We start from the raw sequence: 1,055 nt of genomic DNA on the forward strand, positions 1-1,055 counted from the left end.
GCAAGCACGTCTTGGATGCGCTCCTGCAATGGCACCTGTACCGCCGTTCGCCTATTTAGTAAGGTATAGAAAACGTCTGTGAGGAACTCGTCCTCATTTTCGTGTTCCACGATGGCATTGCCGCACTGCGCCAGATAGGTACGAAAGTTTCGGGCGGTGGTTTCGAGCGTGGAGACAATCTCAGCGTAGGCGATGTTCCGCTCATTCGTAGGGGCTTCGTACTGGAAAATCACGAAGAAGCGACGGCTAACAGCATCGCGGAAACCGAGCCGCTTGACAAAGCGGATATAGCTCATGTGGCGCTTACGCACCGCTGCGTCCGGTTCGTTGGCGGCATCCCGCCGCAGCTTGTCCAGATAGGCATTAACATCGGCCTTGCGGGAGAATGACTTGAATTGCAGCCGCACTGGGCTGACTTTCAAAAGGCTGGCGAACGAGTAGATGACGCTGCGCTGCTCCCGTGGGGAGCGCAGCAGGAAGTTGATGGGGTCGATTTCCAGAATTTTGATGTAGTGGTCATCTGTGGTGTGCAGGATGCCGTTCTCGATTTTCTCGATGGGCAGCAAATCGTAGAGCGTCTGCCGCTTTACCAGCTTTCCGTGGCGGTCTGCCTTGCGCTGTAAGACCTGCGCGTTGTGGGGCAGGGTATCCGGGTCGTCATAGTAGACAACACGGTACCGCTTGCTGATGAACCGCAGATGCCGATGTCGGTTGGCTTCGAGATTGCCCTGCGGTGTAGGCGTAACGATACGGCGGCGCTTCATAAAGCGGAACCAGTGTGCCACAAACTGGGTCAGGCTATCGCCGCCAATGCCGACCACACCGAAAACGCCCAGCGGCACCGACACCGCAATGACAATCATCAGCCGAATATTGAACGCCAGCGGTAGATAAAACAGCGGTACTGCACTGCCCACAGCAAGCACAGCTGCCTCCACTGCATTGCGCAGCTTGACCGTACCGCCGAGAATCGTGCCGGTGTCCACAAAATTCTGCGGGATCAGGTAAACATCCCGCTCTTCGCGTGAAATTTCGACCACCTCCAAACAAAAAGA

Annotated in this window: 1 pseudogene; it reads right to left on the reverse strand. The window is 55.9% G+C overall.

Features of this window, described 5'->3' with window-relative positions:
• A pseudogene (locus B5D32_RS15355) lies at positions 1-1,055 on the reverse strand (hypothetical protein); the annotation flags it as partial.

Source organism: Gemmiger formicilis (assembly GCF_900167555.1).
Lineage (GTDB): Bacteria > Bacillota > Clostridia > Oscillospirales > Ruminococcaceae > Gemmiger > Gemmiger formicilis.